This window comes from Haloglomus irregulare, assembly GCF_007421925.1.
In the GTDB taxonomy this organism is placed as follows: Archaea; Halobacteriota; Halobacteria; order Halobacteriales; family Haloarculaceae; genus Haloglomus; species Haloglomus irregulare.
In genome coordinates, this window is the sequence record NZ_QMDX01000003.1 from 275554 (window position 1) to 302058 (window position 26505).

General features: G+C 66.0%; 18 protein-coding genes and 3 pseudogenes. 12 read left to right on the top strand and 9 right to left on the bottom strand.

Annotated elements, in window-relative coordinates:
* Positions 1-100: 100 nt before the first annotated feature.
* On the bottom strand, positions 101-382 hold the full coding sequence (locus DP107_RS07445) for a hypothetical protein (protein ID WP_144261512.1): 282 nt from the start codon (positions 380-382) through the stop codon (positions 101-103).
* A gap of 21 nt (positions 383-403) precedes the next feature.
* Between DP107_RS07445 and DP107_RS07450 the strand changes: the two genes are divergently transcribed.
* The gene (locus DP107_RS07450; RefSeq protein WP_144261513.1) at positions 404-1291 is read left to right on the top strand and encodes an ethylbenzene dehydrogenase-related protein; all 888 of its coding nucleotides are present in this window, start codon (positions 404-406) and stop codon (positions 1289-1291) included.
* Positions 1292-1310: 19 nt separating this feature from the next.
* On the opposite strand, the pseudogene DP107_RS07455 reads toward DP107_RS07450, so the two are convergent.
* The 3 genes and pseudogenes from DP107_RS07455 to DP107_RS07465 form a co-directional block, all read right to left on the bottom strand.
* A pseudogene (locus DP107_RS07455) lies at positions 1311-1901 on the bottom strand (MutS-related protein); the annotation flags it as partial.
* 28 nt (positions 1902-1929) lie between these two features.
* Positions 1930-4383, bottom strand: coding sequence for a DUF262 domain-containing protein (locus DP107_RS07460; RefSeq protein WP_144261515.1), 2454 nt, complete (start codon positions 4381-4383; stop codon positions 1930-1932).
* 909 nt (positions 4384-5292) lie between these two features.
* Positions 5293-8829, bottom strand: a complete 3537-nt coding sequence (locus tag DP107_RS07465; RefSeq protein ID WP_144261516.1) for a type IV secretory system conjugative DNA transfer family protein — start codon at positions 8827-8829, stop codon at positions 5293-5295.
* A gap of 755 nt (positions 8830-9584) precedes the next feature.
* Here DP107_RS07465 and DP107_RS07470 point away from each other — a divergent pair.
* The 4 genes from DP107_RS07470 to DP107_RS19920 all read left to right on the top strand — a co-directional run bounded on the left by DP107_RS07470 (position 9585) and on the right by DP107_RS19920 (position 12117).
* Positions 9585-10496 carry a DNA-binding protein gene (locus DP107_RS07470; RefSeq protein ID WP_185977219.1) on the top strand — a complete coding sequence of 304 codons (912 nt, stop codon included), beginning with the start codon at positions 9585-9587 and terminating at the stop codon, positions 10494-10496.
* A 417-nt stretch (positions 10497-10913) separates the two neighbouring features.
* On the top strand, positions 10914-11282 hold the full coding sequence (locus tag DP107_RS21405; RefSeq protein WP_144261517.1) for a TFIIB-type zinc ribbon-containing protein: 369 nt from the start codon (positions 10914-10916) through the stop codon (positions 11280-11282).
* A gap of 137 nt (positions 11283-11419) precedes the next feature.
* A complete protein-coding gene (locus DP107_RS07480) occupies positions 11420-11974 on the top strand; it encodes a transcription initiation factor IIB family protein (RefSeq protein WP_144261518.1) in 555 nt (184 codons plus the stop codon).
* Positions 11971-12117: a hypothetical protein gene (locus DP107_RS19920; RefSeq protein WP_185977220.1), complete on the top strand. Its 147-nt coding sequence runs from the start codon at positions 11971-11973 to the stop codon at positions 12115-12117. The genes DP107_RS07480 and DP107_RS19920 overlap by 4 nt, the downstream gene beginning before the upstream one ends.
* A gap of 311 nt (positions 12118-12428) precedes the next feature.
* On the opposite strand, the gene DP107_RS07485 is transcribed toward DP107_RS19920, so the two are convergent.
* Together DP107_RS07485 and DP107_RS07490 are read right to left on the bottom strand one after the other, a co-directional pair.
* Positions 12429-12770, bottom strand: a complete 342-nt coding sequence (locus DP107_RS07485; protein WP_144261519.1) for a type II toxin-antitoxin system PemK/MazF family toxin — start codon at positions 12768-12770, stop codon at positions 12429-12431.
* Positions 12767-13132, bottom strand: a complete 366-nt coding sequence (locus DP107_RS07490; protein ID WP_144261520.1) for a MarR family transcriptional regulator — start codon at positions 13130-13132, stop codon at positions 12767-12769. The genes DP107_RS07485 and DP107_RS07490 overlap by 4 nt, the downstream gene beginning before the upstream one ends.
* A 239-nt stretch (positions 13133-13371) precedes the next feature.
* On the opposite strand from DP107_RS07490, the gene DP107_RS07495 reads away from it, so the two are divergent.
* Entirely contained in the window at positions 13372-14520 is a 1149-nt protein-coding gene (locus DP107_RS07495) for a hypothetical protein (protein ID WP_144261521.1), read from the top strand.
* Positions 14521-14586: 66 nt separating this feature from the next.
* Here the strand turns inward: DP107_RS07495 and DP107_RS07500 are convergent, their stop codons facing one another.
* A complete protein-coding gene (locus tag DP107_RS07500; protein ID WP_144261522.1) occupies positions 14587-15846 on the bottom strand; it encodes a hypothetical protein in 1260 nt (419 codons plus the stop codon).
* A gap of 100 nt (positions 15847-15946) precedes the next feature.
* Here DP107_RS07500 and DP107_RS20715 point away from each other — a divergent pair.
* The 3 genes and pseudogenes from DP107_RS20715 to DP107_RS20720 form a co-directional block, all read left to right on the top strand.
* Positions 15947-16057 (top strand): annotated as a pseudogene (locus tag DP107_RS20715) (7-cyano-7-deazaguanine synthase QueC); the annotation flags it as partial.
* Positions 16058-17228: 1171 nt separating this feature from the next.
* Complete coding sequence (locus tag DP107_RS07510) at positions 17229-17693, top strand: hypothetical protein (protein WP_144261523.1); 465 nt, start codon at positions 17229-17231, stop codon at positions 17691-17693.
* Positions 17690-18820, top strand: a complete 1131-nt coding sequence (locus DP107_RS20720) for a tyrosine-type recombinase/integrase (RefSeq protein WP_144261524.1) — start codon at positions 17690-17692, stop codon at positions 18818-18820. Before DP107_RS07510 ends, DP107_RS20720 begins: the two co-directional genes overlap by 4 nt.
* Here the strand turns inward: DP107_RS20720 and mutS are convergent.
* Entirely contained in the window at positions 18809-21505 is a 2697-nt protein-coding gene (gene mutS, locus DP107_RS07520; protein ID WP_144261525.1) for a DNA mismatch repair protein MutS, read from the bottom strand. The genes DP107_RS20720 and mutS overlap by 12 nt on opposite strands.
* A gap of 146 nt (positions 21506-21651) precedes the next feature.
* On the opposite strand from mutS, the gene DP107_RS07525 reads away from it, so the two are divergent.
* Complete coding sequence (locus DP107_RS07525; protein WP_144261526.1) at positions 21652-23013, top strand: cryptochrome/photolyase family protein; 1362 nt, start codon at positions 21652-21654, stop codon at positions 23011-23013.
* Between the two features lie 111 nt (positions 23014-23124).
* On the opposite strand, the gene DP107_RS07530 is transcribed toward DP107_RS07525, so the two are convergent.
* On the bottom strand, positions 23125-24237 hold the full coding sequence (locus DP107_RS07530; protein ID WP_144261527.1) for a TIGR04053 family radical SAM/SPASM domain-containing protein: 1113 nt from the start codon (positions 24235-24237) through the stop codon (positions 23125-23127).
* Positions 24238-24371: 134 nt separating this feature from the next.
* Here DP107_RS07530 and DP107_RS21110 point away from each other — a divergent pair.
* Positions 24372-24767, top strand: a pseudogene (locus DP107_RS21110) (helix-turn-helix domain-containing protein); the annotation flags it as partial.
* A gap of 195 nt (positions 24768-24962) precedes the next feature.
* Positions 24963-26498: a phytoene desaturase family protein gene (locus DP107_RS07535; protein ID WP_238330824.1), complete on the top strand. Its 1536-nt coding sequence runs from the start codon at positions 24963-24965 to the stop codon at positions 26496-26498.
* Positions 26499-26505: the final 7 nt, after the last annotated feature.

The following is a 26505-nucleotide window of genomic DNA, read 5'->3' on the forward strand; positions in this document are numbered from 1 at the left end:
TCACCGGCAGTTGCTGGTACGTTCATTGGACCCCCACATATGCGGGCGTGGCCCGCGAGCCGGCACGACACGGGTGATTCCGCCCCCGCAACGTACCGGACTACGACTCGTCGACCCCGACCGCGTCGGCGATGGCGACCAGCTCGGCCTTGCGGAACGGACCGTCGCCGGCGTCGTCCGCGTCGGCACCCGGGGCGTCGATGGCCCGGAGGACGGCCGCACGCATCGCCCCCTTCGGCGGGGTCGGTGAGGTGTCGATGTCGGCGTTCAGCGCCCCGCAGAGCGCCGCGAGCATCTCCTTGGTGAACGCGGTCGATTCGACGCGCGCGTGTCGCCCCACGGCCTCGCGGATGCTGTCCCGGAGTTCGTCGACGGTGGGCATACGAACCCGTGGCCCGCCCCGGTGCTATCCGTTGCGGTCGTCGGGGGGGCACCCCCACCCTCCTGTCCTCGGGGCGCGCTCGACGTCGGGGGACGACTGGCGGGCGGTCCGCCCGACGAACTGGCCGCGCTCAAGCGGCAGGGGGTCCTCCTAGACCTGCCGATGTGGCGTGCTCACCGGTCGGACCCACTGGGATACGGCACCGACCACCACGTTCTGGACTACCGACACACCGATGCCGGACGCGACAGCTACACCACACAGGGCTGGGACCCGGAGAGGGGACCAGAGCTGATGTCCGACCCGGCAGTGGTCGCGGGCGGCGCGCTGGACTACCAGGCCGCGCTCGACGGGACGTACCCGCCGCAGGGAACGGGAGCGTACGCGCTGACGCCGGAGGTGACGGTCCCGTACGACCCCGCTGTCGCCGAGCGCGAGGGGGCGATGATCCCGCGTCGCCCGCTCCACGAGCCGCACGGTAGCGCCGCCGACTGGGGCGCGAGCGGGCGCTGGGCCGACGCCACCTGGACCGTCGAGATGCGCCGCGCCCTGCGGACCGACCACCCGGGCGACACGACGCGACTGCGTCCGGGCGGCGTCTACGACTGGGCGCCGGCGGTCCACGCGGGGGCCGGGCAGCGCTGGCACTGGGTCGGCTCCCCCCACCGGCTCGGACTGGGCACCGAGCCGACCTCCCCCGCCGAGCGGTACGCCGACCGCGCTACCATCACCGCGACCCGGGTCCCGGACGCTGGGCGTGTGGACTGGAACGCGGTGCCGGAGCACACCCGGACGCTCGTGTTCCCGGGCGTAACGGCCTGGAGGGACCTCGTGACCGACCACTCGCGAGCCGCGGCGGTCCGGGAGCTGGATGTGACCATCTGGGAGTTACACGACGTCGACCCGTAACCCGTGACGGGTCGGCGGGTCACTCCTCCAGCCGACGCTGCCACTCCTGCACCCGCGAGAGCAGGTCGACGGGGGAGGTGTCCTCGATGTCGACGTCCTGTAGCTCCTCCAGCACGGACTCCGTCGCCGGGTCCAGTGCCGCGGGGTCCGACCCGGCATCGGAGTTCCGCTCCGACGAGGCTCGCGCCCCGCGCTCACCGCCGTCAGCGGTCGCCTCGTCGCCCCGGAACTCCCCGCCGCCGAGGTCGAACACGGCCTGCACGGTCCCGTCCGGGTCGGTCGCGTCGCCCGAGCCCTTCGCCTCGATGGCCTCCTCCTCGCGGAGCCGGTCCAGCACCTCCCGGGAGCGGTCGACCACGGGCACCGGCACCCCCGCGAGGTCCGCGACGTGGACGCCGTAGGAGCGGTCGGTCGCGCCGTCGCGCACGGTGCGGAGGAAGGTCACGTCACCGCCGGACCCGTCCGCAGGGCGGGACTCCGTCCCGCCCGTAGACGACGAGCGTTGCTCGTCGTCGACCGCGACGTGGACGTTCTCGACGCGGGGGAGGTGTTCGGCCAGCGACGTGAGTTCGTGGTAGTGGGTGGCGAACAGCGTCTTCGCCCGGACCTCGGCATACGACCCGCCGTCCGTACCGGCGTCACATCGGACGCGCTGAAAGCCGCTTCTCGAACTCCTCCTCGCTCTTCCGGCGTATCTCCTCAGAAACTGCGTCTTCGTCGGATTCCAGACCGAATTCATCCGACATCACATCGAACTGGAGGATATCGAGAACATCAAGCAGAAGGTCTACTCGTCGCTCCTGCAGCGTCTCGTATGTCCACAGCGAGTTGAACTCCTCGAGCAGTTCCTCGTCAATCGCCTCCCGCTCTTCGTCCGCCACCTGCTGGTGCTGTTCCAGCAGCTCGTCGAGCCTGTCCCGGTCGATCGGCCCCTCATCAGGGGTGAAATAGCGGTTCGGGTGGATGCTCGTGAACCCGTCGACGTTCCGGTAGTACTGGGGGAGCTTCTCCGCCAGGGGTCGGTTACTCGCCCGGATGTTGTCGCTATCCCGGAGCAGGAGGAAGTTCCCGATATCGTCGATAAACCGCTGAGTGACCGACTCTAAGATACTATCTCTATGCCGTACCTCGTCCTCATCAAGCGTCTCTCGCTGAGCGAAGTCGATGTACGTCTCGATATCCGTAGCGAGTTCCGTGTCAGCCAATTCAAGCCGGAAGAAATTACGGAGCCATACGGGGTCCTCAGGGTCGTCGATCGGTGTTTGCGGCAGGATATGCTCGAGATGAATACTGCTCATGTTCAGCCGGCGTTCAAGCACATCGTCCTCCTCGCGGAACTGGTGATGAGCAATCTTCCCGAAGAGCAGCTTGGCGGATTTCGTACTCCACGACGGCATCTGCGTGATGATATCAACGAACCGATCACCGAACAGCCGTGGTGCCGACGAGCGCAACTGCTCGATGAGATACTGCTTCGAGGGCGTGTAGGGGTCACTCGGCGGTTCGTTCGTCCCCGGAGCGAGGCCGAATTCGTGGACCGCGTCGATGAAGACCTCCTGGAAGACGTTCGGCCGCTCGGAGGCCAGCAGACGCCGGAAGTTCAACTTCTCGATGGTGTCGAGCAGATCGTAGAAGTCCGCCGCATCCGCCCGCGAATCCGGGTCCGTGTGATGATAGAGCGCGAGCACGAACGGGCGCCACTGGTCCATCTGCTGGTCGTTCAATCGCACGAGGACTTCTTGACACTGCTCGCGATAATCCGCGAGTTTCAGGTCTTTTGCTTCCAGGTTCGGGTCAGTGATGTCCTGATAGTAACCAACTAGCTCGTGTGCATAGTCAATGAACTCCTTAGCCTCCTCCAGATCTCCCAGTCTCGGATGTACCTTCGGATCAATAGCCCGTGTGTCGAACGCGTTCGTTAGTTCCGAACTCGCATCGCCGATGGTATCGACTCCTTCATCGACGATACTCAGATAAATCGAGAGGAATTCGTCGATCTGGTCGTCATCGGTCGCGAACGCCTCAACGATGTCCTCCCACTTGCCGACGTACTCGGACTGGTGCTCTGTGTCGTAGAACGCGTTCACCACTGCGGCCCGGATGCGATCAATCTTCGTCAGTTCGACACCCCGATCGTTCAGTATCTCGAATATCTGCATCCGGAAGTCGGGCTCAGCTTCCCTGATGACGAACTCGCCCACATGATAGGAATACTGAACGTAGTGGCTGATATTCAGGAGTGCGCGAGCGGCATCTGACGAATCTTCGGCGTCATCGACGACTGTGGAGATTTGCTTGCGGTAGAACTCGTACGCGTCAAGCAGCTTTTGATGTGAGTTGTTGACCTTGAAGAAGGCCGAAAACCGCAGGTCACTCGTATCGAGAGATTCGAGGTCATCGTCGTCAATACCGAGTTGGTCGAGACAGTCCGAGACCTGTATCGCGTTACTGTTGTTTCCGTGAATGCTGTAGTCACGGTCGTCGTCGCAGATGTAGGCTACTCGCGCTTCGTCATCCGAGATGAGAGCCTCGAAGAACGCCTCGTCGTGCTTGTTCAGAGTAAGCCGAGGACTCTCCCCCGAAAAGGGTTCGTGCCGGTAGAGTAGCTGGTGGATGCTCTGTTGGCCGATTTCCCAGAGGTTTCGGAGCGCGTCGTCCTCAATATTCTCCGAGTCAAGCTCGGCTAAGTGTTCCTCGATAACCCGGAGTAGGATATGAGTCGTCGTGAGTCGCTGCTGGCCGTCGATAACATCGTATGACTCGCTCTCAGGATCGACGGCAAAGTACATCGAGCTGAAGAAGACATCGGAGACGTTGTCGTCGCCGGGTTCCAGAGACGCCTGGATGAACTGTTCGATATCAGACCAGAACTGCCTGTGATGCTTTGTCTTCCACGAGTATACCCGCTGGTACTCAGGGATGTTGAACAACTGGTCCTGCATCACTTCGCCCAACCGTCGTTTCTCCATCTCGAAGTTCTCGGCCGCGATACGCCGGATGACGTTCCCGTCGTTTACCGTTCTGGTGTCCCAGTTCTCCGTCTGTCGATAGTCGATGAACGTAGAGTAAAGGTCCGGGGATTCATCGGTCATACCCAACGAGTACGATACCGGTCAGTTAGTACTGCCGCCCAAGATAGTACCCAAGCCACTCCCGTGCCCCAATCACGAGTGGAACGACTCTCCGCAGGATCGGCAGGTTACCCACTGCCCCGACGAGACTTTCTGCTTCTCACCGCACTTCGGGCACTTCGTCCATGAGTTACCTCCGTAGTGACTCATACCAGACCCTCTCGACTGACTTCACTTAGCGGCGAGCGTCGTAGCGGAAGTAGTTAGAGCCATGGGGAATCCTGCTGGGAAGTAGTATTCACATCCCACCCGTGGCTCCTCGTATTGTTTCGCAGGGAAGGGGGCATAGGTACTGCGGGGAGAAATGAACGATAGAAACCATTCTATTCACAGTATGAAGGCTGCTGTGACAGTCTAACCTTGTCTGCGTTTCCCGCTAGAGTGGTTTGTGTGGAGTTGAAATCAGTAACAGACAGAATCAGAGGCGAGAATGGGAAGCCCCAATCGCAGCGCGGCTTGACCCCCGAAGTTTCGGGCGGTTGAGCGGCCGCTCGAATTGGGAGGAAGCCACTTGGCAGACTTCTGTATCGACGTAAGGATGCATGGAATCGCAATACAGCGCCAACCTTACACCAACAAGATGCGAGATATGCGGTTCATCTGAGAGCAACCGGAATCGGCACTCACCACAGTAACGCGGAATTTCGACGGCAAGACCCCCTCTGCAAGCAGTAGCCGTTCTACCTGTCTCCGAGCGAAGCGGCTCCTCGAATCAGATCACCGTCGCTCTTCGCCACCACCCCATCCCACTCTAGCGGGAAACGCAGCCAACCTTCCGATGCCTGAGCACCGGCTAACGGCCTTGGGATACGAGGAGGACCAACAACCACGCCCGAACGTAACCTTACGCCAAGAGACGGAATACCGACCTTACGCGGCAGGTCCCTTCCCACCGAGTGCCTCACGCACCTGCTCGACGGTGTACATCGCCGTCAGTCCAGGCTCGCTGATCTTGAACGAGCTGACGGGCGAGGTCTTCGCGTAGGTCTTCTCGACACGAACCTCCCCCTCAAGTGGTTCGTTGAGCGCGGCAAGCACTTCGTGGCCCTCCGTGTGCGACATGACGATCCAGATGGCCTCTGCGGGATCGCACGCAGCCATCTTATCGAAGTCCTCCGGGACCGCTCGCTTGATGTCGTGATTCACCCGCTCAACCTCGATTGCAACCACCACACCGCCCTCCTCGTCGACCCCTGCGATATCCAGCCGCTGGTTCTCTCCGAGGTCGTAGTACGGAATCACCTCAGCCACCTCGGACTCTGGGTCATCCCGGTACTTGCCCTCCAGATACCGGCGGCCGATCTCCACACCCAGGACGTGATCGCTCGATTCCTCGAGGTCGCCCTGTCCGTGGCCGTAATCCACACCCTGCCGGTAGCTCTCGCCGATTACCTTCCGCCCCTCGGGTGACACCGTGTACAACCGATGTGGCCGATCCGTATCGTGTCGGAGCAGGTCGGCGTCGATGAGGTCCTGCACGGCGTCGCTCTCGATGCCGACGTACTCCTGAAGGCGAATCATCGAGTCCCAGAGCAGGTCGTACTCAAGCGGGTCGAAGCGCAACTGCTGGGCATTGTAGACCGCCTGCAGGAACATGAGCTGGGCATCCGACCACTCGGAGTCGAGCCGCTCGGCCTCGGTGAGCTTCAGATTCAACTCACAGACGGGGACATCGTCGCTGTCGACCGCGTCGATAGACGAGCAGCACTCGATGGCGCGCTTCATCCCGTCGATAGAGGGGTCGTAGCGGTTGTCGCACTGCGTACACCGGAGCGCGTGAATCGAGCCGTCATACTCTACCGTCGGGGGCATCCGCTTCGTGTGCGGGAGGGCGCTGTCGACTCGAACCGAAGGGGTTGCACTCTCGGCGGATCCGTCGCCCACGGCTTCCTGTGGAACCGGTGGCCCGTCGCGAACGACACTCGGTGAGCTGAGCCCGAGACCGTACGCCGCTCGTGTCCGAGCCTGCATGTCGATCTGTGCAGCCGCGAGCGCGGACTGCTCGTCGAACGAGAGCGCACGGTCGCCGTCCGGGTGCCCGGGCGGGAGCGGCGCCGACTGGACAAGGAACGGCCGCGGCTCGGGGCGGTCGAACGCGGCCGGGAGACTGACGAGCCACTGGCCGCGTCGGAGCGCCCGCATCCGGTTTCCGACCTGCTGTGGGTCCATGTCGTCGGTCGCCAGCCGCTGTGCGAAGCGTGCGTCCGAGGGGACGTTCCCCGTCAGGATGGTCGAGACGTTGTTGAGAATCTCGTCGTAAACATCCTGATCGTAGCCACGGAGTTGCGCGGGGAACTGCATCGCGAGCGTGACCGAGCAGTCGAAACTGCGTGATTGCGCGAGGAGTTCCTGCAACAGGCCGGAGACGGCGATGCTCGCAGCCTCCTCGATGTAGAGATTGACGAGCGGGAGGTCCTCTGTGACCGCACGCTTTCGCCGACGCTTGAGTGCCGTCCACAACTCCGAGAGGATAAGGAGCGCGAAGACACGCTGCGCTTCGGTTCGGAGGCCGCCCGTGTCGAAGACGATAACGACGTTCTCGTCGAGGAAGTCGACCAGGTCGAAGTGGGAGCCGTTGCTCTCCTCGTCGTAGACGTGGTTGAACAGGCGGGCGAGTCGGCGGTCGACCGGGACCTTCTCGATGCGGTTCGCGACGCCCTGCATGATCTCGTCGAACGTCCGGGCACGGTTCGCGACCACGCCCCCGAGCATCCGTTCGAGGTCGTCGTCGGAGACGGCGGGTGCGGACTGGCGCTCGTGCATCCTGCGGGCGGTCTCGTGGAGTTGGCGGTGTGAGAAGTGATCCGAGCCGTGGACCGGGTCGAACAGCGCCTTCACCAGATACCGGATGATATCCGGTGAGCGGACGGCCTGGTCGAAGCGGTCGCGGCCCATGATTGCCCGGAGGATCTCGATATAGTGGTCGACGGCGTCCTCGACGGCCGTCTCGCGGGGGATGCCCGCCTCGAGTTCGCCGCGGATGTCGAAGAAGGAGATCGCCGGGAGGACTGCCGCGCAATCGAAATAGCAGACATCGTCCAGCGAGCCGTACTCGGCGAAGTGCGCCCGGAGGTAGGCTTCGCCCATCCCGTCACCCTTCGGATCGACGAGGATGCTCGCGCCGTCGGTGGCGCGGTGATTCGCGAGCATCGCGTTGACGAGGGCTGTCGATTTGCCAGCACCAGTTCGGCCGAACCAGCCGACATGGAGCGGTTGTAATGAGGGGGGAAGGACGAGTGGTTCGTCTGTGGCTCGGTCATCGTCGGTGAGCGGGAGGCCGAGCATCATGCCTGCACCCGAGTACGGGGTGAGCTGGTCGGTAGGGGGGAGCGAGAGCCCGGTGCGTTCGCTCGGTGTGACCCCTACCCCGCGGACGCCCGCACTCGTGAGGGCGTCACCGGGGAGTGCACAGAACGAGCCGAGTTCGCGAGCGTCGACGACCAAGCCCGGACTGGTTCGACGGCCGGGACTGGTGAGTGTGCGGCCGTATGCCGGTGGGTGCAGCGTCCGGTCGTGGAGAGCCTCGACGAGTTGCTGGGCGTCGGATCCAGTCGAAACGGTACCCTCGACGCGGTAGAACGGGCCGCTCACTGCCTCGAAGGCGAGTGCGAGGTCGCACAGAACGCTTTCTGCGTCTACCGGATCGGCACTGTGGCCGGGGACCGCCCGGACGTTCACCTCGAATGAGCGGTGTGTGTCTCGCTCTCGGAGGTGGACGACCCGCTCCTCGTCGACACCGAGCATGACGAGCTCATCCTCGGGCGGCGGGCCGACGAGCGCGTTCATCAGTTCCCCGCCGAACGTGTCCGAACCTTGTTCGAGGTCGAGGCGGCGCTCGTCGGCCTCGACGGACCAGTCGGGCTTCGGACGGAGGAGTACCTGATAGCAGATCGGAAGCGGGCTGCCGGCGAGCGTCTCCGCGACGGACGCGAGGGGAGCGCGGACGTGATTTCTGTCGCGCTCGGATTCGTGGAAGTCGGCGAAGGGCGTGAGGCAGGTCTGCCAGTCCTTGCGGTGTGTCGGGTTGCCTTCGAAAGCGAGTGCGACTGTGTCAGCGTCTTCGGCAGTTGCGAACGGTTCGAGGAGTGTCTCTCGGTCGATTTCAGCGATGGCGTAGCTGTCGGGGAAGAGCCCGCGGATAGCGTGTTCGAGTGAAGAGTGGGCGCCCTCGTCGTCGACACCGACCGCGTAGGTGAGACCGCGTTCGTCGCCAGTACTCGTGAGCAACCATTCGACGATTGGTCGTGGCGCTCCCGTGAGGAAGCCACCCTTCGCCGAGGTGGCCAGTCCGTGGAGGCGCCGGAGATGCGTCTCGACGGTCGCAGGGTCGAGCGGAACGTCGGCAGGCCGAATCGTAAAGTAAGGTGTCGCAGCAGGCGTGGAGATAGAGTCGTCGACGGCAGCCACGTGTAATCGCTACTCAGAGGGCGAGCTATCAGCATAACTGTTGTCGGTGGAGGGGGTGATTCGAGGCCCTACGAAAGCCCCCGGGCGCTCGACCCACGGGAAGACGTTCCTGCTCGGCCTTTGGCCTGCGCGGACTGCGACTTCCCTGGTTCGCGCCGGTGGCGCTCACCTCCGGGGCTCGCTGCGCTCCTCGCTCACTCCGTTCGCTCCGGTGCTTACTTCGCCCGGGAGGGCCCGACCGCCCGGCCCTTTCATTCCCACCCGGTTGCGCGTCGGGGCCCGTCGTGCTCGGATATCAACACTCGTTACTGGCAGAAGGCGGCCTCGTCCGTGGCGTCTTCTCTGGAGCGCACCAAGTTAGGGACGGTCGCCGCGCGCGGCGCCCACTCGCTCGGGGCCTTCGGCCTTCATATCAGCCGCCAGCATCAAGTGCAGTTTCGGTTGCGGCCCGACGAGCTTTCGCGTTCCAGTCTCGGGGCCCCCTGCGCGCCCGCGCCACTCCGCGGCGCAGGTGCTCGGTACCCCTCAACTGGACACGACTCGTTAAGCGGGCCGGACCGAGAACTGACTTGAAGTTGGCCACGCCCCGTCGCGGGGGCGCCACTGCGCGGCTTGTGTGTGTATGCTCTCTCAACGATGTTTCGCTCGCGCCCGGCAAGCCGGGCGAGGGCGCGAGCGAGAAACGTAGCTGGGTGAACTGAGTCATTCAGGAAGAAGACGCGGTTGAGAGCGCCTTCAGGAGCCTAGGAACTCCAATGAGTACGAGAGACATCTTCGGTAATGACGTTTCGGGTCGGACAGACAATGAACAGTGGGCGACGTGGGCGGCTGAGGCGGGGCTCGAAGCCGAGGCGCTCGACGAGGACGAGGCGTACATCGTCGACGAGCGGCCGGAACTGCACGCGACGGTGGAGATGGAGATTCGTGCGAAGGTCGACACAAACCACCCCGACACCCGGAAGAAGGGGCTGACACTCGCAGCAGAAGAGCGGATGGAGGCGTGGGAGTGGGAGATCGAGCGAACGCGGACGCGGATGGACCGGTCACCGAAGTCCGACCGGGAAACCCGGACGGCGCAGGTGGTGGAACGGGAGAGTCGCGAGCAACGCGTGACCTTCGAGCGACGGGCGGCCAGCGTGGACGACCGACGTGACCCGGATGCCCCGGACCCGCGCGAGCGGCTGAGCGGCGAGGAGCTGGCGGCGGTCAATCAGGAAGCGAAGCGCATCCAGACCGGGATCCCCGGAGCGGGATCGACGGCGGCTATCTCGCGTGAACTCGCAGAGCAGGTCCTGCGAACGGGCGACCTGCTGAGCGCGACCGTGGCGGTGGCTGATCGACTCACGACCGAACCGGGGACGGTGACGCCGATTTCGCGGCTGGGCGACGTGCCGCACGGTGAGGTCGACTTCGAGGGCGAAGTCGTGGTGCTCTGGGAACCAGCGCACCCTTCGATCCAGCAGGTGGGCCTCGTCGGGGACGAGACGGGCCAGGTGAAGGTGACAGTCTGGGACGCCAGCGACCAGCCGTGGATGGACGAGGGCGAGCGTGTCCGGATCCACGGCGCGGCAAAGGGCTGGTATCAGGGGCGCGTCTCGGTCGCACTGACATCGCGGAGCCGGGTCGTCTTTCCCGAGCGTGAGTCGTGGCAGGAACAGCTTTCGTAGCCGCGCTCGCCCCCCTTTTGCTGGAAGGCGGTGGTAGGATGCCGCCCTCGCGATGCGCTCTTCGCCACCCTCCCCAGCCGTCGGCCCTCCGCTTCGCTCCGGCTCCGCCCCTCGCGCGTTCTCGGCGCGCAACCGGCGCGCCGATTCATCGCGCGCCGTGTTCCGCATCAGGAAATAATGGGTCAAAGGATGGGCACCCTCACTGGGATCACCTCGAGGTTCATTCCTGCGCAAAGATTCGGTTTCCCGCGTAACCTTGGGTTCTCAGTGCTGTTTCCAACCTTACGCGCTTAAGCGCAGAGTTGACATCCAATACGGAGTCTTGTAGTTCGGTGAAATTCTCGTTTAGGCCTGTTTAACGCGTCATTTTGTGGCCCCTGAGGGGTGCGGGGCCTTCGGAGGTCTCGCGGAGCCGAGATGGGAATCACACAACCGTACGAGCGAAGATTCGACGAGGACGTAGCGAACGCACCGAACGACTGTCCGGAGTGCGAGGGGCGCGTAACGACGAACACACACGAAACCGTCTGTGACGACTGTGGACTCGTCTTCAGGGACGAGAGCCTCGACAGAGGGCCCGAGCGAACTCGATTCGGGGATGAGGAGACAGATCCGTCCCGAACGGGTGCTCCTTGGACTCCGACACGCCACGATGGAGGACTCTCGACGGAGATCGGCTGGCGACAGAACGGACCGGGTCAGCCATCTGGAAAGCGACGGCGACAGCTCTCTCGTCTCCGACACCTCCACCGTCGAAGTCAGTTCGACTCGAAACTGCTCTGTTGAATAGCGGTAGTTGAGTAGGCAGGCAGAATGTGAGGCGGCTTGTGAGCGGTTGAGGGGCGTGGCCTCAAACTCTGCGGCGCTTCCTTCCGTCTAGAGGTCGCTATTCAACAGAGCACTCGAAACAGGACTGGTATCGGATGGAGGGCCTCTACGAGGTCCGACGGCTCACGAGTGCGCTTGAGCTGGGTCGGGGACTCCGAAACCAGGCCTGCTCGCTGTTCACCACACTCCACGACGCAGGCCTGGCACAGGGGCGCTCGCTCCACGCGATTGCGGCCGTCGCCGTCTACGTGACCTGCCGGGTGAACGAACTCCCGTGGACACAGACGGACGTGCTGGAAGTGGCCGACTGTGACCGCAGTCTCTTCCGAGCGACGCTCCAGGCCGCACGACAGGAGGTGGGCCTCGAACTTCCCCCTCGTCAGCCCACGGCGTTCATTCCACGGTTGGTGTCTGCGGTGGAGGCACCCGATAGCGTTCGAGAGCGAGCAACCGAGATTGTGGCCTCACTCCCCGTTGAGGCGTACACCGGGACCAGACCGACGGGCGTGGCTGCAGCGTGCATCTATGCGGCTGCACAGGAGCAGGAGGTGTCCATCACACAGGCAGAACTGGCCCAGAAAGCGGACGTGACGACCGTGACGCTTCGGGCGCGTCTGAACGTAATTCGAGACGTACTGGAGGGTCGATGAGTCCGTGCGAGTGGTTCCGGGACCTCTTCCGCGAGGGAGAGCGCTATTTCGAGTGCCGCGAGTGTGGCTGGACGGCCAAACCGGGTGCCCTGAGTTGCTCGAACTGTGGCCGCGAGGCGATCGTCGAGTACGATAGTCGGTAGTCTGTTTGCTGGGTCGAATTGCCCTGTTTCGCAGGGACTGAAGTTCATATCTGATTCCGCAGGGACGGTCGCCGATGAATTCGTGCTGTCCTGATTGTGATGGTGTTGTGACGCGCGTCGATGCGGAGCGCCACCGGATTCCGACCTTCCGGTGTCGGAGGACCGGGTGCAGGACCGTGACGACCGACCCAGACTGGGAAATCAGTCCGTTCGGGGACGAGAGCACGGCCGAATCCCGGACGGAGGCGTGTCCGTCGCATACGGCGGTTCCGACGCTGGCCATCTCGACAACGGACCCGATAGCCAGTTCGTCATTCCTCGGTCGGTGGTTCGAGATACGTTCCGAGCGCTTCGACAACGGTCTGGACGAACGACTCGTTGAGGCGACCCTGCCGCCGAACGATCGCGGCGTGCTTCGGCGACGCAACTGCCCACGGCGAGGCGTAGCTCTGTCTGGGCATCCCGCCCTCAACCCAGTCGGCGTCTTCGAGGGGAATCCCCTCGTCGTGGGGCGTCGTCGTCAGGGTGACCGTTATGTACTCCTCGTCGTCGAAGGGGTGCGTATCGTTGTTGAGGATCAGCCACGGACGCGGGTTCTCACCCGGCTTGAACGGGTCGGGTCCCCAGACGACATCTCCGCGCTGATAGCTCATTCAGTTGCCTCGTCCTCGTCGTCGACGGCGTGCTCCAACCACTCGTCCATGTCCTCCTCACCGAAGCGGTCGTTGGCCGCTCGCGTACTCTCGAGCATGCTTCCATACGCGGCGACATCGTCGACCTCACCGAGCGCCCAGTAGTTGCCCTTGTGTCGGACGAGCCCTCGGTCTTCGAGTCGAGAGAGGACGACGCTGATGCTCCCAGCTTTGATTTCAGTTGCATCGCGGATCTCGCTCTGCGTGAACGCCTGATCCGGATGTGCAGTGAGGAACCGCATCACGCGGTCGGCGTTCGTCTCCCCGGAGTGCTGGAGTCGATCCTCGGAAGCGGATTCGAAGGTCTCGATGTCGATGGGCATGTGTATCTTTTTGTCTACAAGTGTATTAGGTGTATCGGCGTATTCTCAATCGAGAATAGCGAGAGTTCCACACGGAACCGTCAGGGCTGCGAACGTATCGGCGACCAACCCACAGCTGTCACGGGCGACGTGATAGGGACCCACCCTACCCTCTCGCCTGCCCCGGATAGCCCACCGCCGATTTTGTAGCCCCCTGAGGGGTGCGGGGGACGTAGTAGCGTGCCTCGCGGAGTACATCGATGAACAACACCGAGCAGACGACGGTCTTTGCGGGACTGGACGGACGAACAGGTGGCCGGCTTCCGGAGTGGTATCGTGGACAGACAGACGCGGAGGACCCAGTGCCGTTCGCACAGGCAGTCCGACAGCTCCCGCGAGCGACCAGAACACGCGTCGCCTACCAGAACCCCTACTCGAACGAGTGGGTCGAGACCGACCGGTTCAACGCCATCATCGAGCCCTCGCGGGCGATGGACCAGGTCAGAGACGAGAGCGTGGACTCGCTGTTTCACGTGCCTACTGACAGCTATTCTATCATCAATCCGACTGACGTCTACGCTCCCCTGGAGACGGTGCTCCGGGACACGGAACTAGATGGTCGGACGCTCGGGGAGGTGATGTTCGGCGAGATACGTCAGTACCGCGGTGGCGGTGAGGTCCACATGGACATCATGTTCGACGGACTGGAGGTACAGCTGCCCGGAGAACGTGAGCCGATCACGATGGGGCTGACCTCCGGATACGACTTCTTCGGCGGCCACGCCGTGTATGTCGAAGGGTTCGCCCGTGACAACGCCTGTGCCAACTCGATTCGGTCGCTGACGGACAGACAGATCGTCAAGCACGTCGGCGACATCGGTGACTTCGGAGAGTGGTGGGAGGGCATCCTCGAGGCACTCGCACTCGTGAGCAACGACCTGTACGCGTTCATAGAAGACGCCCAGGAGATTGATATCGATTTCGCCGAGACGCCGTTCGGCGTGGCCGAGTTCTACGAGTTGATCGGCTTCCCCGAGTATCTGGCCGAGCGGGCGGCCGACGACGCGCTCGCCGCGAGCGATGGCTTCGTCGTTGACCTGTGGATGCTCCACTCGGGCGCGACACACGCGCTCACGCACTTCTTCCGGGGGAGAGAGGGCGGGTCGCTCGACAGGTATGTGCGGGCAGCGAACGATCTGCTGTTCAATCCCGAGCGGACGCTCTCGGTGGTCGAGCGGACCTACCGCGAGCAGGCAGAGGCGGAGACAGTCGGCGGACAGACGGGTATCGAGAGTCAGGTCGCACTGGCGCAGCTGGAACGCGTGGAGGCGGATCTTAGAGAGAAAGCCGAGCAGTTCGAAGCGCGGGAAGCGATGTTACGGGAGCGATTCGAGTCGACGACATTCTGAGTTGCTGTCAGGGGTCGTACTGTGCTCCGCCGAGATACAGGCGAATCAAGCACCAGAGCCTCCCAATCAGCCCTCTCCGATCGACGCCAACGGCTCGCGGAGGCGCCACGAGTCCGTCTCCGGGTCGAGGCGGTGGGGCTCCGCGCCGCGCTCGGCGAGGATGCCAGCGTGGTACAGCATCGCTTTCAACTGGAAGACGGTCGGTGAGTGATACACGCTCCCGTCGGCGAGTTCGTCGGCGCGGAGGCCACCGTCCTCCGTGAGGACGCGGCTCCGGGCGTCGTCGGTCCCGCGGAGGAACAGCTCGACGGTGAACGTCGGGTGCTGGACGTGGAGCCACTCCACGAGGTCCACGAGCGACGGGTCGGTGATGCCGTCGTCGTGCATCGTCTGGAGCTCCTCGACGAGCAGCTGCGTCGCCGGGTACGCCCAGACCACGCGCCGGGTCAGGAGCCCCCACTCGGGCGCGAGATCGCAGAACCGCTTCCGGGACCCCTGCCAGTCCTCGAACGCCCGGAGCGCGGCCCCGACCGAGCCGTACCGGTCCAGGGTGAACCGGACGACCTCCTCGCCGAGCGGGGTGAGGCCCGTCCGTCCGTGTCGGTCCTCAATCAGCCCGAGGAAGGCCGCACCGCGGTGGGCGTCGTCGGTCGCCCCGACCACGTACTCGGCCAGAAGGTCATCGGTGTCGCCGGAGTGATAGCGGGCCAGCGGGACGCCGAGGTAGTTCTTCGGGTGGTTCAGGCCGAACGACCGGTCCGCGACGCCCTGCGCGGTCGCCTGGAACCGGATGGCCGTCGCCTCGTCGGAGGTCCGGTTGCCGACGACGCGGGGCACCTCCAGCGGCTCCACCGCACCCCCGGATTCGACCCCGAGCACGCCGACGTTGAGTTCCCGGGCGAGCGTCCGGTTCGACGACGAGACGGCCCCTGCCGGGGCGGCCACGTAGGCGGCGTTAGCCTCGTGGAGCCGGTCGTACGCCTGGACGATGCCGCGCTCAACGTCGACAGTGCCCGATGCGGTCCGACCTTTCGCCTCGACGGCGACGAGCGGCGGGTCGTCGCCGAGGCGCTCGACCGCCAGCAGGTCCGAGTCGAGGACCCGGACGCCGACGAGATCCGGGTAGCCCGACCCGACCTGGACGTGGTTGAACGGGGCGAGGGCCTCGCGAACCTTCGCCGCGATCGGCTCGCCGGGCAGCCACTCGTCCATCGCGAACTGCGTGTCCACGACCGAGTAGCTGCCCGGCTCGTCGGTGTCAGGGAAGAGCCGCCGCTTCGCGTGGGCGAGCACTTCGGGCTCCGAGAACGACGCCGCGCTTGCCATACCCCACCCAGCTGGGTACGGGGCATGAAGCTTCGGTGACTATTGGGGCCAGCCGCGTCGCGAGAGCGTACGTGGCACCGATACTCTCCGAGTATCGATCCCCCCGTGCGGGACCTGTGACTCCTGTGCGTTCCGCCTGCAGGCGTTCCGCAACGCCGGGTCCCGAGACCCCATCGCGTACGCCGAGCGGCCGGAGTTCTCAGAGGCCTGAGCCACTTGGCTTTCTGCCGAAACACCACAGTCGAATGCTTTCCCGATGAAACAGAGACGCCGAGTTCTATCTGCCCCTGACGGGCGAGGGGCATCCAAGCAAATGCCGCTCACCAACTATGAGCGAACAACTACCAGAGCCACCAAACACCAGTATCCCCAGTCGAGAATCGCTCTACCGTCTCCAGAGAGCACGCAAGGAGTCGATGGACGTTGCGCTCCTTCGCGTCGGTGTCTACACCGTCCACAGTCAGTCGGACCACACGTACCATGTCAACATCTTCGAGCGGAGTTGCACCTGTCCGGACTGGGTGAAGAACGAACCAGAGGGGGGATGCAAGCACATGCGCCGAGTCGATCTGGACATCCACGCAGGAGCAGTCCCTCGTCCGGACGGACGGCTCCCGAAGCCGGAACCACGAATCGCCATCTACGGTGGTGGAGCCACACAGACCTCGTCGAAACCGTCTGCGACTGGGAAGCATGCAATCAGCGGCCCGCATCGGGAATTCGACCAATACAATCAGCCCACTGGTGCGAGGTACTTCCGTTGTGAGCGATGTGGACGAGAGGCGATGCAGCGCCGAGATTTTCGGACGGGATACTGCCGAGAGGAGTGACCGTGGCCGACAGAATCGGCCCCGATACGTACCGTCGACTGCTCAGTGGCCATCCGGCCGGATCTGTTGAGCACTGCCCTGATTGTGCCTCTTGTGGAGCGTTGATTCATCCAGGCGAATTCCTGACGGCCTATACCTACAGGCCGGTGAAGACGAGTTCTTCGAATCAGGGCACAGGTCCGAAGAGAGTCATTCGGGCGAACGACTGTACCAAAGGTCGACAGCGGACGCTCACTATGGAGTTAGGCAGGAGTACGAGGCGGAACGAGCCCAACTGCTGGAGCAACACGGGTCCGTGAACTAGAGGCGTTGCTCAAACTGAAACAGGAGCGAATCGAGGCACTCGAGCAGCAAATGGAAAACGACGGCGCCAGGAGAGAGACGAAGACTGAACACAGGACTCCGGACGCCGATTCATCTGAGCGAAGCAACAGTATGGGGCTCCTTCAGTGGCTGTTCGGGTAGTAGCGCGAGCTCATCTTCAAATACGAACCTGCGACAGTTTGTCTCGCCCTCAATGGGTGCAGGCTGTCAGCGCGCAGCCGTGAATCAATGACCCAACTGAAATCAAAGGACCCGACAGACTGGATGGGCGTCTACAAACGGCTGGAGGATATGCCCGCAGATCGGCGGCTATCGCAGTACGAAGACTGGTACGAGAACCGCGACGTTTGGGGCGAATGGGCGGATATAGCGACCGACCAACACCAGAGCGACCGCTATGCACAGTACACCGACCGTACAGAACGGTCGTGGAGAGCACACATGGAGGCACAAGACCGACATCACGCTCTCGCGAGGCCGGACGATATCGACTCCTGGTGTGAGAAGATCCTGAACCGCTGTGTTCCAGTTTCCGCCTATCAGATATACTTCACCAGAATCGAGCCGTTCTACACCTGGCTGCAGCAACATCGCGACCACCCACACTGCTACCATCCGGTTTGGATGGCGGCCGCAAATGGAGATGCGACAGCGACCATCTGGAAGGCCAAAATGGAGGGCCGGGGACGATGAGTGAGAGCGGGGACTCACAGGAGGCGTTCGGAGAGGCCTTCGGGCGTACTACTGACCCGCTATCGGCATTCGAGCCGGTCTTCGAGGAGCTTCGAGCAGACCCGCTCGAGTTCTTCATCGAAGAAGACCTGCTCAATTCCGGTCTGAAAGAGGGGACCATCGCAGGCCATCTCGTCACATATCAGCAGTGGCGCGAATACATGAGCGAGGTTGGTCGACACCCTGCTTGCCCGAGCGAAGAGCACGTGCAGGGATTCGCACGCTGGCTGCAGGAGGATCTGGGAAACCAATCGGTGGTAACGATCCGACAGAAACTCCAGAAACTCAATCGGGCATATCGCTTCTGGCAGGAGGAACCCACCCTTCCACATACGTTGGAGTACGATATCGTCCGTTCAGCCCGGAACAAAATCGACTGGAGCGAGTTCGAGGATACCGAGACGAAACGCCCACACCCGATACCAATCGAAGCAATCCGTGAGCGGATCAGTGAAATCACAGATTTGCTCGATTACACCTGCGTCCTTCTGCAGCTGAAGCTCGGGCTCCGGGTCGGGGAAGTTCGGAACGTCCGATTCAGGGATCTGAACATCCCGGACGAAGAGCTCGCGGCGGTCTATCCCGCACTCGGAACCCACGAATTAGTGACCGATAGACCGGATATCCTCTACATCCCCTCGAAGACAGAACGCGACGGAAACAAATCGACCGTCGGGCGGCTTCTTCCAATTGATGAAGAAGTCCGTCGAATCCTCGTCCGCTATCTGCTGATCCGGCCATCTGTCGACGACGAACACCTGCCCATCTCGCAGCGCCACGACCGGCCCAGCGGCCGCCACATCAACAACGTCTGGCAGGATGCATTTCTCCCCGAATACGGAGAGACCAACGAGTACCGAGCCGTGTCATCGCACTTCGGTCGCCACTACTTCACCACTTACTGGAAGAAAGAGCAGGGCCTCCAGTCAGAACTCGTCCAGTACATGCGTGGCGACCGGGTGGGTGACCCCGTGAGTGACGGTTCGGCGATGCACCACTACCTCCACACGTACTACCGGGATATCGAAGACAGGTATCGGAAAGACATCTACCAGCTCGTCCCGAAGGAGCCGTGGTCAGTCGTCTAGCCGTCGCTGCCACTCCTGTACCTGCGATAACAGCTCCACGGGTGACGTATCCTCCACGTCGACACCCTGCAACTCCTCCAGCACGGACTCGGTGACAGGGTCGACCGTCTCTCCCTCGCCACCGTCGGCGGAAGCCTGCCCACGGAACTGCCCCGACCCGAGGTCGAAAACGACCTGTTTCGATTCGCCGGTCACCTCGTCCTCGCTTCCGCGCACGTCGATGGCCTCCTCGTCGCGCAGGCGCCGGAGCACCTCCCGCGAACGCTCGACGACCGGGTCGGGGACACCTGCGAGTTCCGCGACGTGGATTCCGTACGAACGGTCGGCGGCACCGTCACGAACCGTCCGGAGGAAGGTCACGTCGCCGTCCTGCTCGTCGGCCGCGACGTGGACGTTCTCCACCGTGTCGATGTGGTCGGCCAGCATCGTCAGTTCGTGGTAATGCGTCGCGAACAGCACCTTCGGTGACGGGGCGGTAGCCTGTGCCGAAGAAAGCCACTCCGTCGCGGCCCACGCGATGCTGATGCCGTCGTGCGTCGCCGTTCCGCGGCCGACCTCGTCGAGGACGACCAGCGAGTCCTCGGTCGCGTTGTGGAGGATGTTCGAGAGCTCCTGCATCTCCACCATGAACGTCGAGCGCCCCCCCGCGAGTTCGTCGAGCGCGCCGACGCGGGTGTAGACGCCGTCGACGAGCCCGACGCGGGCCTCGCGGGCGGGGACGAACGACCCCACCTGCGCGAGCAGTGTCACCAGCGCGGCCTGGCGCATGTAGGTGGATTTCCCGCTCATGTTCGGTCCCGTGACGAGCAGGAACCGGCGGTCGCGGTCCAGTTGGAGGTCGTTCGGGACGAACTCGACGGACTGCTCGACGACCGGGTGGCGCGCGGCGCGGAGGTCCAGCACGTCGTCGTCGGTCAGCTCGGGTCGGGTCCAGTCGTTGCGCACCGCGTGCTCGGCCAGCGAACACAGCGTGTCCAGCTCGGCGAACGCCCGCCCCACCGCCTGCAGGAGGTCGGCGCGCTCGCCGACCCACGACCGGAGCTCGCGGAACACCCCCGCCTCGAGGTCGCCGCGCTCCTCCTCCAGCCGCATGATCTCGCGCTCGCGCTCGGCCAACTCGTCGGTGACGAACCGCTCGCTGTTCTTCAGCGTCTTGATGGCCTCGTAGTGGTCGGGGACGTCGTCGGCCTCGCTCTTGCCGACCTGGATGTAGTAGCCGTCCGTCCTGTTCCGGCCGACGGAGAGGTGCGTCAGGTCGTGCTCGCGCTGCTCGCGCTCGGCCAGCGTGTCGATCCACTCCGCGGCCTCGTCGTGGCGCCCGACCAGCTCGGCGAGGTCGTCGTCGTACTCGGGGCGGACGAGTCCGCCCGCCGTCAACGAGTTTGGCGGGTCGTCGGTCAGGGCTGCCGCCAGCTCCTCGCGCACCTTCCGGGCGCCCTCGCGGTCCAGGTCGGCGAAGCGGTCGGCGACCGCCGAATCCGCGAGCCGCGGTGAGCCCTCGACGGTCTCGACCAGCGCCGGCAGCGCGGCGAGCGTCTCCCGGACCCGCAGCAGGGCGTCCGGTCCCGCGCTGCCCGACGCGGTCCGGGAGGCGAGCCGTTCGAGGTCGTAGGTGCCGTCGAGCGTCTCCCGGACCGCGTCCCGGGCCATCGCGTCCGCGGCGAGCGCGGCAACGGCGCCCTGCCGGCGTTCGAGTTCGGCGCGGTCCCGGCGCGGCCGGCCGAGCCACTCCCTCAGCAGGCGTCGGCCGGCGCTCGTCTCGGTGTGGTCCAGCACGGCGAACAGCGACCGGCCGTTGCCGGTCATCGGCTCCGTCAGCTCGAGGTTGCGCTGGGTGGTCGCGTCCAGCGCGACGTGGTCGTCCGGTACGTACGTCCGGAGCCGGGAGACGGAGGCCAGCGCGCCGGCGCCCGTCTCCGCGACGTAGCCGAGCGCGGCGCCGGCGGCCCGGACCGCGGCATCCGTGTCGAGGCCGACGCTCTCGGTCGCCCCGTCGCCGAACTGCTCGCCGAGGATGTGTCGCGCCCGGCCGGGGGCGAACGCCTCGGCGTCGTGGAGCGTGAGTCGAGCGTCGCTCCGCTCGCGCAGCCGCTCGACGAGCGCCTCGTCGGTTCGCGCGTCGGGGCCCGGCAGCACCTCGGTCGGCGCGAACCGGTAGCACTCCGTCAGCGCGCGGGCCTCGGCGTCCGGCCCCGAGATGGCGGTCGCGTGGAACCGGCCCGTCGTCACGTCGAGGAAGGCCAGGCCGACCGTGTCGCCGTCCCGGACGAGGGTGGCGAGGTACTGGGCGTCGTCGCCCGTCGGGTCCAGCAGCGTCCCCGGCGTGACGACGCGGTCGACCCGGCGCTCGTGGCCGTCGTCGACGGGGTGCTGGTCGGCCACGGCCACCCGATACCCCCGCTCGACCAGCGCCTTCAGATACGGCGCCAGGTCGTCGACGGGGACGCCGGCCATCGAGTACGACTCCCCGCCAGAGGAGCGCTGGCTCACCTTCAGGTCCAGCTCCTCGCCGACGAGTTCCGCGTCCTCGCCGAAGAACTCGTAGAAGTCGCCCATCTGCATCGCCAGCACGTCCGCCTCGGCCCCGCGTCGGAGTGTCATGTACTCGCCGACGATACCGGACGCCTCGGTCGGCTCCCCGGTGCCGAACCAGTCGCGGTCCCCGTCGTCGGGCGAGTCGGTCATGCCAGCAGGATGGCGCGGGCGACGACAAAAGCGGTCGGGTTCCGGGGCGGAAGTGGACGGGTGCGGTCCGGCGCCGGCACCACGGGCCCCGTCCGGCGGGCCCCGGCCGCCGCAACCGACAAACCGCCGGCGGGCGTACAGCACATGTGCGAATCTTCTGGCACCAGCGCGACCCCAGACTCGTCGACAACCGTGGACTCACGGCCGCGGCCAGTGACGACACCGTCCTCCCGGTGTTCGTCTACGACCCCGAGGTGCTGAAGTACGTCGGCAAGCGCCAGCGCGCGCTCCGGTTCCGGGCGTGGCGGCGGCTGAAGCAGGCGTACCGCGAGCACGGCTCGGACCTCGTGGTCCGGAAGGGCGAGACCGTCGACGTCCTGACCGACCTCGCCGAGGAGTACGGCGCCGACACGATATACCACAACCGCTGCTACCGGCCCGTCCGCCGGAACCGCGCCCGAGCCCTCGCCGACCGGGTTCCGACGGAGACGCTCACCGACCAGGTGCTGGTCAGCCCGGAGCGGCTGGACGAGCGCTATCCGAACCACGGGCAGTTCTACGACGACTGGGGGGACCAGCACAAGCTCCCGCCCGCGTCCGCGCCCGAGGCCGACTCGCTGGCGGCCGTGAGCGACGGCACCACGCTCCCGGCACCCGACGTGGACGTGCCCCTGCCGGAGGCGAGCCACGAGGCCGCCCGCGACCGGCTGGACGCCTTCCTCCGGGACGGCATCGGGAGCTACGACGACGACCGCGACGCGCTCGGCGAGGACGCCACCTCGCGGATGTCCGTCTACCTCAACAACGGCCTCATCGGCATCCGGGAGGTGTGGCGGGCCGTCGGCGACCGCCTCGACGCCGCGACCGGCGGCGAGCACCGGAACGTCGAGAAGTACCGCTACGAGCTCTCCTGGCGCGAGCAGATGGTCCACCTGCTGTACCACAACCCCCGCCTGCTGTCGGAGAACTACAAGCGGTTCGAGCGCCCGATCGACTGGCGCGAGGACGAGGCCGCCGAGCGGGACCTGGCAGCCTGGAAACGCGGCGAGACCGGCTACCCGCTGGTCGACGCCGGGATGCGCCAGCTCGACCGCGAGGGGTATATGCACAACCGCACCCGGCAGAACGTCGCCTCGTTCCTGGCGAAGCACCTGCTCATCGACTGGCGGGAGGGGGCCCGCCATTTCACCCGGCAGCTCATCGACCACGACCCTGCGGTCAACTACGGCTCCTGGCAGTGGACCGCCTCGACCGGGACCGACAGCGTCGACGTCCGCATCTTCGACCCCGTCTCGCAGTTCGAGAAGTACGACGACGGGGGGAGCTACGTCCGGGAGTACGTCCCCGAACTGGCGGACGTGCCGACCGGCCGCATCGCGGCCTGGCCAACCCTCTCGCACGGCGAGCGCGAGGAGTTGGCGCCGGAGTATCACCACCCCATCGTCGACCGGAACGAGGGCTACGAGCGCGCCCAGCGGGAGTTCGAGGCCGCGCTGGGCAAGCGCTGAGCCCCCGCTCCCGGGCGGTGGACGCGACTCCCGGTTTTCGATACGTCCGTCTTGTTGTGCACTTACAGTCAGTACATCTCGATAACGACGCCGGTTGCGCTCGTCTCTCGGCTACTCCCCGTGTGCGGTGTCCGCCGGCTCGTGGGCCGGCCCCGGAACCGGGCCGTCGTAGCCGTCGGGCACGTACGGGCAGAGCGGGTCGCTGGCGAGCGGGTCGCCGGTGTGGGCGTAGGCCCGCGACCGGCTCCCGCCACAGACGCGGCGGAACCCGCAGGCGCCGCATTTCCCCGACAGGGCGTCGCGGTCGCGTAGCCGCTCGAACAGGTCGGCGTCCCGGTAGACGTCGACGACGGAGTCCTCGCGGACGTTCCCCGCGGGCCGGGGGAGGAACCCGGAGGGGTAGACGTCGCCGAGGTGGCTGACGAACGCGAAGCCGTCGCCGGCGACGATGCCGGGCCGGCGGCTCGTCGCCGGGTCCGCGGTGGCTCCGTTCCCGCCCTCGCCGGCCTGCATCGCGACACGGCGGTAGAACGGCGCCTCCGTCGTCTTCACGCCGAACGGGGCGTCGTCGCGGACGTCGCGGAGCCATCGCATCACGCGCTCGGCGCGCTCCGGCGACACCGGGTCCAGCAGCGCGCCGCGGCCGACGGGCACGAGGAAGAACACCGCCCAGCGCGCCGCGCCGAGGTCGGCCACCAGCTCCCGTATCGCCGGGAGCTGGTCGACGGTCTCGGCGCAGACGGTGGTGTTGACCTGGAGCGGGAGCCCCAGCTCGCGGGCGCTCTCGGCCGCCCGCACGGTCGTCCCGAAGCTGCCGACCTCCCCGCGGAACGCGTCGTGGCTGTCGGCGTCGCCGCCGTCGAAGCTGAGCGCGAGCCGCCCCAGCCCGTGGCTCCGGAGCTCGGCCAGCGCCTCGTGGTCCAGCCCGTCGGTTCCCGAGGGGGTGAGCGTCATCCGACAGCCCGCGTCGGTCCCGTGGGCGACGAGGTCGACGAGGTCCGGCCGCCTCATCGGGTCGCCGCCGGAGAGCACGACGAGCTGGTCGTCGCCGAAGCGGCTCGCCGCCGTCAGCAGGTCACGGCCCTCGGCGGTCGACAGCTCGCGGGGATGTCGCTCGGGGCGGGCGCTCGCCCGACAGTGGTCACACGCCAGGTCGCAGGCCCGGGTCACCTCCCAGACGAGGACGAACGGCCGCTCGCTCGTGTCGATGTCGGTCGGTCCCATGGCCGTTCCTGGGGCCGGGAGCCTGACGGCGGTACCGCTGGCTCCCAGTGACTGGGAACGACGGTGTCGGCGCGCTCCCCGAGGACGTTCGGGCCGCGGTCCGGACCGACGACCCTGACGACGTCCTCGCTGGGATGGAGGCGGCCGCGGCAGTGACCGCGGTCGAGCCCATCCGCCGGGACCCCGACGCCGTCGTGGTCCAGTTCGAGACGACCCAGCCCCTGCTGCTGCCCGCCGAGGCCTCCGGCGTCCCCATCTCGCTCCCCGCGGAGATCGCCGACGGCCGCGCGGCGCTGGCAGCGACCGCCTCCCGCGACCGCATCACCGCGCTCGGCGACCCGGGGCTACGCTACTCGCTCGACCGGCTGTACGGGTCCGTCGGGGCCGCGTCGCCGCTGACCGACCGGCAGCGTGAGATGCTGCTGGCGGCGCTGGAACGGGGCTATCAGGACACGCCGCGGACGACCACCCTCTCGGGGCTGGCCGACGACCTCGGGATGGCCGCCTCCACCACCAGCGAGACCATCCACCGCGCCGAGGCGTTCGTCGCCGACCGGCTCGACACGGGGCCGGACGTCCACCCGCCGGGCGCCCGTGGCGCCCGAGTCGAGGGCGCTCGGCCGCAGGGGGGTCGAGACCCCCAGTGTTGCGGGGCCACCAGCACGCACCCTCCGACCGTAGGTTCGGGCACGTGCGGCCGGCCCCGTCCGGCCACGTGTCAACTCATGTCCACCAGCAGCCTCGACTCCGAGTCAGTCGTCATCGTCGGCGCCGGGTTCGGCGGTCTCTCGGCCGCCTGTCATCTGGCCGATGCGGGTGCCGACGTGACCGTCGTCGAACAGCGCGCCGAACCCGGGGGTGTCGCCGGTCGCATCGAGCGCGAGGGGTTCCGCTTCGACACCGGGCCCTCGTGGTACCTGATGCCGTCGACGTTCGAACGGTTCTTTGCCCGGTTCGACCGGGCGCCGTCGGACTACTACGGCCTGACGCGGCTCGACCCGAACTACCAGGTGTACTGGAAGGACGGCGACACGGCGGCCCTCCCGGCCGACCGCGCCGGCCAGCGCGAGCTGTTCGAGTCCTACGAGGCCGGCGCCGCCGACGCCCTCGAGGACTACCTCGCGGACGCCCGCGAGGCCTACGAGGTCGGGATGGAGGAGTTCGTCTACGAGCGCCGGCCACGGTGGCGCGACTGGCTCGACCCCGACCTGCTGCGGGCGGCCCGCGGGGTCACCCTGCTCGGGTCGATGGACGACCAGGTCGGGCGGTTCTTCGACCATCCCAAGCTCCGCCAGCTGGTCGAGTACACGCTCGTCTTCCTCGGCGGGTCGCCGTACAACACGCCGGCGCTGTACTCGCTGATGAGCCACGTCGACATGAACGAGGGCGTCTACTACCCGACGGGCGGCGTCGCCGCCGTCGTCGACGGTATCGCCGACCTCGCGCGCGAACTGGGCGTCGAGTTCCGGTTCGGCCACGCGGTGACCGCCATCGAGCGGCTCCCCGACGGACTCCTCGTCTCGACCGCGGGCGAGGGTCCCGACTTCGAGCCCGACCGCGTCGTCTGCAACGCGACGCCGGCCCACGCCGAGCGGGAACTGCTCCCGGCGGACGCCCGTGACCGCGACCCCGCCGACTGGGACGACTGCACCTACGCCCCGTCGGCGTTCATCTGCTATCTCGGCGTCGAGGGGGCGCTCCCGGAGCTGGAGCACCACACCCTCGTCCTCCCGACCGACTGGGACGACCACTTCGCGGCCATCTTCGACGAGCCGGCGTGGCCCGAGGACCCGTCCTACTACGTCAACGTCCCCTCCCGGACGGACGACGCGGTGGCGCCGCCCGGCCACGAGACGGTCGTCGTCCTCGTCCCCATCGCGCCGGGGCTGGACGACGGGCCCGAGGCGCGCGACCGCTACCGCGAGCAGGTGCTCGACGACCTCGCCCGGCACGCCGGCGTCGACCTGCGCGACCGCATCGTCGTCGAGGCGTCGGCCTGCGTCTCGGAGTTCGCCGCGCTGGGCTACCCCGAGGGAACCGCGCTCGGCCTGGCGCATACGCTCACCCAGACCGGGCCCCTCCGGCCGGACCATCGCTCGGCCGCGATGGATGGCCTCTACTACGCCGGCTCGTTCACCGAGCCCGGCATCGGGATGCCGATGTGCCTCATCAGCGGTGAACACGCCGCCGCGGCCGTCGCGGCGGACGCCACGACGGCGGCCTCGGGCCCGCTCGCACGGGTCGGCCTCCGGTCGGACTGAGGCGGCC

Coding starts and splice junctions, on each gene's coding strand:
- DP107_RS07480 (WP_144261518.1), top strand. CDS start 11,420: ATGGAGGGCCTCTACGAGGTCCGACGGCTCACGAGTGCGCTTGAGCTG.
- DP107_RS07445 (WP_144261512.1), bottom strand. CDS start 382: ATGCCCACCGTCGACGAACTCCGGGACAGCATCCGCGAGGCCGTGGGG.
- DP107_RS07530 (WP_144261527.1), bottom strand. CDS start 24,237: ATGGGACCGACCGACATCGACACGAGCGAGCGGCCGTTCGTCCTCGTC.
- DP107_RS07510 (WP_144261523.1), top strand. CDS start 17,229: ATGACCCAACTGAAATCAAAGGACCCGACAGACTGGATGGGCGTCTAC.
- DP107_RS07470 (WP_185977219.1), top strand. CDS start 9,585: ATGAGTACGAGAGACATCTTCGGTAATGACGTTTCGGGTCGGACAGAC.
- DP107_RS21405 (WP_144261517.1), top strand. CDS start 10,914: ATGGGAATCACACAACCGTACGAGCGAAGATTCGACGAGGACGTAGCG.
- DP107_RS07535 (WP_238330824.1), top strand. CDS start 24,963: ATGTCCACCAGCAGCCTCGACTCCGAGTCAGTCGTCATCGTCGGCGCC.
- DP107_RS19920 (WP_185977220.1), top strand. CDS start 11,971: ATGAGTCCGTGCGAGTGGTTCCGGGACCTCTTCCGCGAGGGAGAGCGC.
- DP107_RS20720 (WP_144261524.1), top strand. CDS start 17,690: ATGAGTGAGAGCGGGGACTCACAGGAGGCGTTCGGAGAGGCCTTCGGG.
- DP107_RS07495 (WP_144261521.1), top strand. CDS start 13,372: ATGAACAACACCGAGCAGACGACGGTCTTTGCGGGACTGGACGGACGA.
- DP107_RS07490 (WP_144261520.1), bottom strand. CDS start 13,132: ATGCCCATCGACATCGAGACCTTCGAATCCGCTTCCGAGGATCGACTC.
- DP107_RS07460 (WP_144261515.1), bottom strand. CDS start 4,383: ATGACCGATGAATCCCCGGACCTTTACTCTACGTTCATCGACTATCGA.
- DP107_RS07485 (WP_144261519.1), bottom strand. CDS start 12,770: ATGAGCTATCAGCGCGGAGATGTCGTCTGGGGACCCGACCCGTTCAAG.
- mutS (WP_144261525.1), bottom strand. CDS start 21,505: ATGACCGACTCGCCCGACGACGGGGACCGCGACTGGTTCGGCACCGGG.
- DP107_RS07500 (WP_144261522.1), bottom strand. CDS start 15,846: ATGGCAAGCGCGGCGTCGTTCTCGGAGCCCGAAGTGCTCGCCCACGCG.